Origin of the sequence: Calidithermus terrae, assembly GCF_003574345.1 — a bacterium.
Lineage (GTDB): Bacteria > Deinococcota > Deinococci > Deinococcales > Thermaceae > Calidithermus > Calidithermus chliarophilus.
On record NZ_QXDL01000204.1, the window covers coordinates 1 to 7,046 of the forward strand.

A 7,046-nucleotide genomic window follows, 5' to 3' on the forward strand; every position below is an offset into this window, starting at 1 on the left:
GGGTCGGGGGCCGGCCAGGCGTAGATCGCCTCGAACCCCCCGCCCTCCGGCGCTGGCTCGAACAGCACGACCTGCTCGAGCCCCAACGCCTCCCCCAACCGCGCGAGGGCCGAGGGGACGCGGGCGTGGGGCTCAGGGCCCCCCAGCAGGCCGACCGCTTCGGCGGTGGCCGTGAGGATCTCGTCGCGCTGCGCGAGGCGGGACGCCATTGCTATGCATTTTAGGCACAACGCCCTCCCCGCCCTGCGACTTTTTACCAGGGCGGGGGAATTCCGCCGGGCAGAGGCTTCAGAGCGTTTCCCACGAATGCCCGCTACAGCATCGCTGTAGCGGGTAAATCGCTCGCCGGGAGAGGCGAGTGATTGTGGGAAGCGCGATCAGGCCCCCACCCCGTAGCGCCCCCCGGGCAGCGCCAGCACCAGCCCCTTGAGCTCGAGCAGCGTCAGGTGGGCGAGCACCTCGGAGGGGGGCAGGCCTACTGCCTGGGCGAGGTCGTCGGGCAGGGCCGCGCCGAGCTCGAGCAGCGCCCGGTGCAGCGCGGCCTCGGGGCCGGCGAGCTCGAGGGCGGGCTTGGGGCGTGCCCGCAGGCCCAGGCTGCCCAGCACGTCCTCGGCGCCCAGCACCAGCCCCGCCCCGTCCTGGATCAGCCGGTTGCAGCCTTCGGAGAAGGGGTCGCCGGGGCGGCCCGGCACCGCCAGCACGTCGCGCCCGAGCTCGAGGGCGAACTTGGCCGTGATCAGGCTGCCGCTCTTGACGCCCGCCTCCACCACCAGCACGCTGCGGGCCAGCGCGGCGATGAGGCGGTTGCGCCGGGGGAACAGCGACGCCTGGGGCGGCGTGCCCAGCGGGAACTCCGACAGCAGGCTCATCCGCTGGGCCAAAGCGCGGTTCTCGGGCGGGTAGATCTGGTCGAGCGCGCTGCCCAGCACGCCCAGGGTGTCGGCGCCGCCCTCGAGGTTGCCCTGGTGCGCCGCGGTGTCGATGCCCCTCGCCAGCCCCGAGACCACGCTCACCCCGGCCCCGGCGAGCTCGAGCGCCACCTTGCGCGCCCAGTCGCTCGCCCACGCGCTCGCCCGCCGCGTCCCCACCACCCCCAGGCTGCGCTCGAAGGGGGGGATGCTCCCGCGCAGGTACAGCACGCTGGGGGGGCTCTCGAGCTGCCGCAACGCCTCCGGGTACCCCTCCTCCCACAGCCCGATCACCCGGATGCCCAGCCCCTCGGCCCGCTCCCGCTCCTGCTCGGCCCGCCCCTGCCTCAACACCTTGCGGTACTCCGCCCCGATCTCCCGCCCCAACGTCTCCTCGACGGCTTCCGGGCTGAGGTCCTTCTTCCGCAGCGCCAACATCAGTCGCCTCGGGCCGACCTGGGGAGTGAGAGCAAGTGCGAGCGGATCCATAGACTGCTTACAAGCTGGGGATCAATATACCCGTGGGGGTGGTGATAGTCGATAGCGGATGGTCAATGGTCGATGGTCGATAGCCAAAAGCCAAACGCTCGTGGCCTGCTCCCCGTCCCTCCCCGCGCGCGGGGAGGCTTTATCCCCCCAGCCCCCCTTGCTAAGGGGGGTTGCATCTCGCGTACGACGTACGACGCACGACCCGCGCCCAGCGTCCAGCGATCGGCTATGGGCCATCGGCGTTCGGCGTCCAGCGTCCAGCTATCAGCCATCCCCCCGCCTGGGGTAACTTAATGCCGTGACCGAAGGTACGACGTATTCCGGCTTCGTAGCCATCGTGGGCAAGCCCAACGTGGGCAAGTCCACCCTGCTCAACGCGCTGCTGGGCGTGAAGGTGGCCCCCATCAGCCCCAAGCCCCAGACCACCCGCAAGCGGGTGCGCGGGATCCACACCGAGGGCGAGCGCCAGATCGTCTTCGTGGACACCCCCGGCTGGCACGAGGCCGCCGACGCGCTCTCCGAGTACATGATCCGCCAGATCGTCGAGGCGCTGGCCGAGGTCAACGTGGTGCTATGGGTGGTGGACCTGCGCCACCCGCCCACCCGCGAGGACGAGCTGGTCGCGCGCGCGCTCAAAGCCCGCCCCGAGGGCATCCCGGTGATGCTGGTGGGCAACAAGCTCGACGCGGCCAAGCGGCCCGAGGACGCGATGGAGGCCTACGCCGAGCTCCTCCCGGGCACGGAGACCCGCATGCTCAGCGCCACCCACGAGGGCGCCGTGGCCGAGCTCAGGGCCGAGGTCCTGGCGATGCTGCCCGAGGGGCCCTTCTTCTACCCCCCCGACTTCTCCCGCTCCGACCAGAGCCCCGAGGAGTGGGCCGCCGAGCTCGTGCGCGAGGAGGCCATGAAGCGCCTGCGCGACGAGATCCCCTACTCCATCGCCACCAAGACCGAGGAGTTCGCCGAGCGCCCCAACGGCATGGTCTACATCCGCACCGTGCTCTACGTCGAGCGCGAGGCGCACAAGCCCATCCTCATCGGCAAGGAAGGGCGCATGCTGCGCGAGATCGGCACCGCGGCGCGCAAGCAGCTGTCGGTATTCCTGGCCCGTCCGGTCTACCTCGAGCTCGCCGTCAAGGTCTACCCCAACTGGCGCAAGGACCCCGAAGCCCTGCGCGAGCTGGGCTACGAGTAGGGGTAACGCCGCCGTAACCCCTTCCGGGCCAGAATGACCTTCAACGTTCGCGGGATTACGGGCAAAATGGATTCACGGAGCGATTCGAAATGAAAGTAGTGCTTTTTTGCGGCGGACTCGGCCTGCGGATGCGCGACTACTCGGAGAGCATCCCCAAGCCCATGGTGCCCATCGGCTACCGGCCCATCCTCTGGCACGTCATGAAGTTCTACGCCCACTTCGGCTACAAGGACTTCATCCTCTGCCTTGGGCACCGGGCCGACCTCATCAAGGAATACTTCCTCAACTACCAGGAGACCCTCACCAACGACTTCGTGATGACGGGCGGCAAGCACGTTGACCTCATCACCAGCGACATCCACGACTGGAAGATCACCTTCGCCGACACCGGCTTGCAGTCCAACATCGCCCAGCGCCTGCTGGCGGTGCGGCCGTACCTCGAGGGCGAGGAGGTGTTCCTGGCTAACTACTCCGACGGCCTCGTAGACCTCGACCTGCGGGCCTACGTGGAGCGGGCCGTCGCCAGCGGCAAGATCGCCAACTTTGTCAGCGTGCGGCCCAACGTGACCTTCCACTACGTCAGCGCCGACGACGACGGCACCGTGCGCGACATCCGCAGCTCGGAGGAGGCCGACAACTGGCAGAACGCGGGGTACTTCGTCTTCCGCAAGGAGATCTTCGACTACATCGGCCCCGGCGAGGAGCTCGTCAACGAGCCCTTCCACCGCCTCATCCGCGCCGGGCAGCTTCTCACCTACAAGCACCACGGCTTCTGGGCCTGCATGGACACCTACAAGGAGATGCAGGCGCTCAACGACATGTACTCGCGCGGCAACGCCCCCTGGGAGCTGTGGAAGCGCCGCCCGCCCCTGGCCCCAGCACCCCTGGCCCGGCCCTGAAGCCCCATGTTCGCCCTCTCCTTCGACCCCGCCCGGCCGCTGCGGGCGCTGTTCCTGGGCGCCCACAGCGACGACATCGAGATCGGCTGCGGCGGCACGGTGCTGCGGCTGGTGCGCGAGTACCCGCGCCTGGAGGTGAAGTGGGTGGTCTTCAGCGGCGACGCGACCCGCGCCGCGGAGGCCCGCCAGGGCGCCGCCCTGTTCCTGCAGGGCGTGGGGAAAGCTGAGGTCGTCACCCACACCTTCCGCGACGGCTTCTTCCCGGTGCAGCTCGAGGCCATCAAGGAGCAGTTCGAGGCCCTCAAGGCCTTCGACCCGCACCTCGTCTTCACCCACGCCCGCGCCGACCGCCACCAGGACCACCGCGTCCTGAGCGACCTCGCCTGGAACACCTGGCGCTCGCACGCCGTCCTCGAGTACGAGATCCCGAAGTACGACGGCGACTTGGGCCAGCCCAACCTCTACGTGCGGCTCGAGCCCGAGCTGCTCGAGCGCAAGATCGAGTACCTGGTGCAAGCTTTCGGCACCCAGCGCTCGAAGCACTGGTTCGACCCCGAGACCTTCCGTGCCCTGCCGCGCCTGCGGGGGATGGAGTCGGCCACGCGCTACGCGGAGGCGTTCTACGCGCGGAAGGTGGTGGTTTAGGTCGTGCGTCGTACGTCGTACGTCGTACGCAAAACGCAGGTCGTACGTCGTACGCAAAACGCAAAACGCAAGACGCAAGACGCACGTCCTACGTCGTACGTCGTACGTCGTACGCAGGACGCCTTGTTCCCCCCTTGCTGAGGGGGGGCTGGGGCGATAAACCCTCCCCGCGGGCGGGAGGGACTGGGTGGGTTCACCACGAGCCACTAGCTTTTTGCTGACGGCTGAGGGCTGACCGCTTACTGCTGCCCGTCCGGCGTAAGCTTACTCACACCGTTTTCTAACTCGAGCCCCTAGCTTAGGTACATTTATGCCTTGGCTTTTACCCAAGCCCATCCCTGAAAGCTCGGACCGGCTCCTCCAGCACTGGCTGGGGGGGCTGGTGGAGAAACTGGCGGACCCTTCCACCGACCGCTACGCCCTGGTGCGCGACGAGCTCGCGCGCATCCTGCACGCGCGGCCTTACGAGGAGCTGGCCGAGGTGGCCCCGATGGCGGCCTTCGCCCTCGACGCGCGCAACGTCACCTTCGAGGCCGAGCACTACATCGCCACCGAGCCCGAGAAATTCGACCGGGTCAAGCCGCTGCTGTGGTTCTGGAAGACCCTCGACCTCACGCCGCTGGGGCAGTCGGTGCACTCGGGCGTAGCCATCCGCCGGGCGCTGGCCCCCTTCATCTTCAAGCGCGTGGGGCGCAACCCCAAGTTCTTCCAGAACGTGGAGTTCAGCGTGGGGTACAACCTCGAGCTCGGCGACGACGTGGTGGTGCACCGCTTCGCCTTCCTCGACGACATCGGCGGGCTCGTCATCGGCGACCGCTCGTCCGTCTCCGACTACGTCAACCTCTACAGCCACACCCACCACGTGCTGGCCTCGCCCGACGTGACCCTCAAGCAGACCCTCATCGGCTCGGGCGTCCGCATCACCTACCACGCCACCGTGCTGGCGGGCGTCTGCGTCGGCGACGACGCGCTCATCGGCACCGGGGCCGTGGTCACCAAGGACATCCCGCCCCACGCCATCGCGCTGGGCATCCCCGCCAAGCCGGTGCGCTACAAGGTGCGCCACGACTGCCCCTACTGCCGCCGCGGCGAGCCCCACCCCTCGCAGTGCCAAGACCGCCTCCCCGACCGCAAGCCCAACCCCGACTACCCCGACTTCCTCAAGCCCGGCTTCGGGACGCGGGAGGCGTGAGAGCCGACAGCCGTCGCCGACGAGGGCCGAGGTTCTAGGCGTACGGCGTAAGACGTAGGACGTGCGTCTTGCGTCTTGCGTTTGGCGTACGACCCACACCCAGCCACCAGCTACCGACCCCCCGCCTCCTGTGGCACCATAAAAGAATGCGCCGCGGATGCTTGTTCTTCCTCGCCGGCTTCGTGATCCTGCTGGGGGTGCTGGGCTGGCTCGCCAACGCGTTCCTGATCCAGCCTGCCCGCAACCTGGTGCAAGACTTCCGGCAATTGGTGCAGCTCGAGGGCGGGGTGCAGCGGCAGCAGGCTTACCGGCCCCCGGCCAGCGGGCAACTGAGCCCGGGCCAGGTGCAGCGGCTGGTGCGGGTGCAGCGGGCCGTCCGGGAGGGGCTGGGCTCGAGGTACACGGCTATCGAGGGGCGGCTGCGCCAGCTCTCCGAGCGCTCCGGCGCCCAGCAGCAGCTCGACTACCGCGCCGTGCTCGACCTCTTCCGCGAGTCGGGCGCGCTGGTCGTGGACGCGAAGAAGCTCCAGGTGCAAAGCCTCAACGCGCAGGGCTTCTCGCTCGAGGAGTACCGCTGGGTGCAGCGCCAGGCCTACGGGGCGCTCGAGCTGGGCATCCCCAAGCTCGACCCGCAGAAGCTGCTGCAGCAGATCGCCTCGGGCGACTTCAACCCCCAGACCGCGCTCGAGGCCCCCGCCCCCGACCCCGCCAACCGCAGGCTGGTGCAGCCTTACGCGAAGGAACTGCGCGACTTCTACCCCCTCACCTGGTTCGGCCTGTAGGGCCGGGGCCGGCGGTGGCGAGGGGGTCGTAGAGCAGCAGCCGGATGGGGTAGTTCGAGCCGGCGGCGGGCAGGGTGGACAGGCGGATGCGGCGCTCGCTGCGCGCGTTCAGCGTGACGCGGGTGAGCTCGTAGGGCTGGCCGGGGCGCAGCAGGGGGAGCTCGTAGCCCTGCCCCTCCAGCCACACCACCCCCCGCGCGATGCCCCCGGCCGCGCTGAGCCGCAGGCCCACCGTGCGCGGGGCCTCGGAGGGGTTTTGCAGCAGCAGCTCGTAGGTGTAGAGCACGCCCCAGCTGCCCTTGATGGCCTTGCCCACCCCGTTCTCGAAGGCCCCCTCGCCCAGCGTCATCAGCGTGCCCTTGCCCGCGACGTGGGTCTGGCTGACGCGCTTCTCCAGCGACTCGAAGCGGTAGGCCGGGCTCTGGGCGTAGGTCTCCAGCGGCGGGTCGGCCTCGCCGGGGGTCCGGGCGACGAGGTCGAGGGTGACGGCTGGGCCCCGGGTGACGACGGCCTCGAGCAGCCCGCTCACCACCTGCTGGCCGCGGCTGGGGAGCCGCAGCAGCGTGCGGGTGCTGTAGGGCGGGATCTCGACGAACTGGCCCACCTGGTTCCAGTACAGCTCGAGCCAGCGCTTCGTGGCGACGTGCCCGGCGTAGAGCTCGTCGGCCACCGGGCCACCGGCCGCGTCGCTGACCCACACCTCGACCGCCTGGTCGGTGGGGTTGCTCAGCCGCAGCTCGAAGTCGAGCGGCCCCGGGCTGCCGTTCTTGTGGTGGTACACCAGCCGCACCCCCTCGCCCGCGGCGAAGCGGTAGTGGAAGAGCCCGCGGCTGGCGGTGACGGTCTCGGGGGCGTTGGAGAGCAGGAGCTGGGTGGTGCGGTGGGGCGGGTAAGGGGCGTGCTCGAGGGCCACCCGGGCCACGCCCACGCTGAGCA

8 protein-coding genes are annotated in these 7,046 nt (G+C 69.4%); 5 read left to right on the forward strand and 3 right to left on the reverse strand.

The window, feature by feature from the left end; all coding sequences use genetic code 11:
* Together Mterra_RS17285 and dprA are read right to left on the reverse strand one after the other, a co-directional pair.
* The coding region (locus tag Mterra_RS17285; protein ID WP_147372907.1) for a hypothetical protein at positions 1–209 on the reverse strand (209 nt) is incomplete at its 3' end.
* Positions 210–377: 168 nt separating this feature from the next.
* Entirely contained in the window at positions 378–1,397 is a 1,020-nt protein-coding gene (gene dprA, locus Mterra_RS17290) for a DNA-processing protein DprA (RefSeq protein WP_119316288.1), read from the reverse strand.
* A 298-nt stretch (positions 1,398–1,695) separates the two neighbouring features.
* On the opposite strand from dprA, the gene era reads away from it, so the two are divergent.
* The 5 genes from era to Mterra_RS17315 all read left to right on the forward strand — a co-directional run bounded on the left by era (position 1,696) and on the right by Mterra_RS17315 (position 6,110).
* Positions 1,696–2,592: a GTPase Era gene (gene era / locus Mterra_RS17295; RefSeq protein ID WP_119316289.1), complete on the forward strand. Its 897-nt coding sequence runs from the start codon at positions 1,696–1,698 to the stop codon at positions 2,590–2,592.
* A gap of 89 nt (positions 2,593–2,681) precedes the next feature.
* Positions 2,682–3,491: a glucose-1-phosphate cytidylyltransferase gene (locus tag Mterra_RS17300; protein ID WP_119316290.1), complete on the forward strand. Its 810-nt coding sequence runs from the start codon at positions 2,682–2,684 to the stop codon at positions 3,489–3,491.
* A gap of 6 nt (positions 3,492–3,497) precedes the next feature.
* Positions 3,498–4,136 (forward strand): PIG-L deacetylase family protein, encoded by a 639-nt coding sequence (locus tag Mterra_RS17305; RefSeq protein ID WP_119316291.1) that lies wholly within the window; start codon positions 3,498–3,500, stop codon positions 4,134–4,136.
* A gap of 310 nt (positions 4,137–4,446) precedes the next feature.
* Positions 4,447–5,328, forward strand: coding sequence for an acyltransferase (locus Mterra_RS17310; protein ID WP_119316292.1), 882 nt, complete (start codon positions 4,447–4,449; stop codon positions 5,326–5,328).
* 146 nt (positions 5,329–5,474) lie between these two features.
* Positions 5,475–6,110, forward strand: a complete 636-nt coding sequence (locus tag Mterra_RS17315) for a hypothetical protein (RefSeq protein WP_119316293.1) — start codon at positions 5,475–5,477, stop codon at positions 6,108–6,110.
* Here Mterra_RS17315 and Mterra_RS22525 read toward each other — a convergent pair.
* Positions 6,091–7,046, reverse strand: a 956-nt coding sequence (locus Mterra_RS22525) for a hypothetical protein (protein WP_218022960.1), incomplete at its 5' end; no start/stop codon positions are given. The two genes, Mterra_RS17315 and Mterra_RS22525, sit on opposite strands and share 20 nt — an antisense overlap.

Coding starts and splice junctions, on each gene's coding strand:
- dprA (WP_119316288.1), bottom strand. CDS start 1,397: ATGGATCCGCTCGCACTTGCTCTCACTCCCCAGGTCGGCCCGAGGCGA.
- Mterra_RS17300 (WP_119316290.1), top strand. CDS start 2,682: ATGAAAGTAGTGCTTTTTTGCGGCGGACTCGGCCTGCGGATGCGCGAC.
- Mterra_RS17305 (WP_119316291.1), top strand. CDS start 3,498: ATGTTCGCCCTCTCCTTCGACCCCGCCCGGCCGCTGCGGGCGCTGTTC.
- Mterra_RS17310 (WP_119316292.1), top strand. CDS start 4,447: ATGCCTTGGCTTTTACCCAAGCCCATCCCTGAAAGCTCGGACCGGCTC.
- Mterra_RS17315 (WP_119316293.1), top strand. CDS start 5,475: ATGCGCCGCGGATGCTTGTTCTTCCTCGCCGGCTTCGTGATCCTGCTG.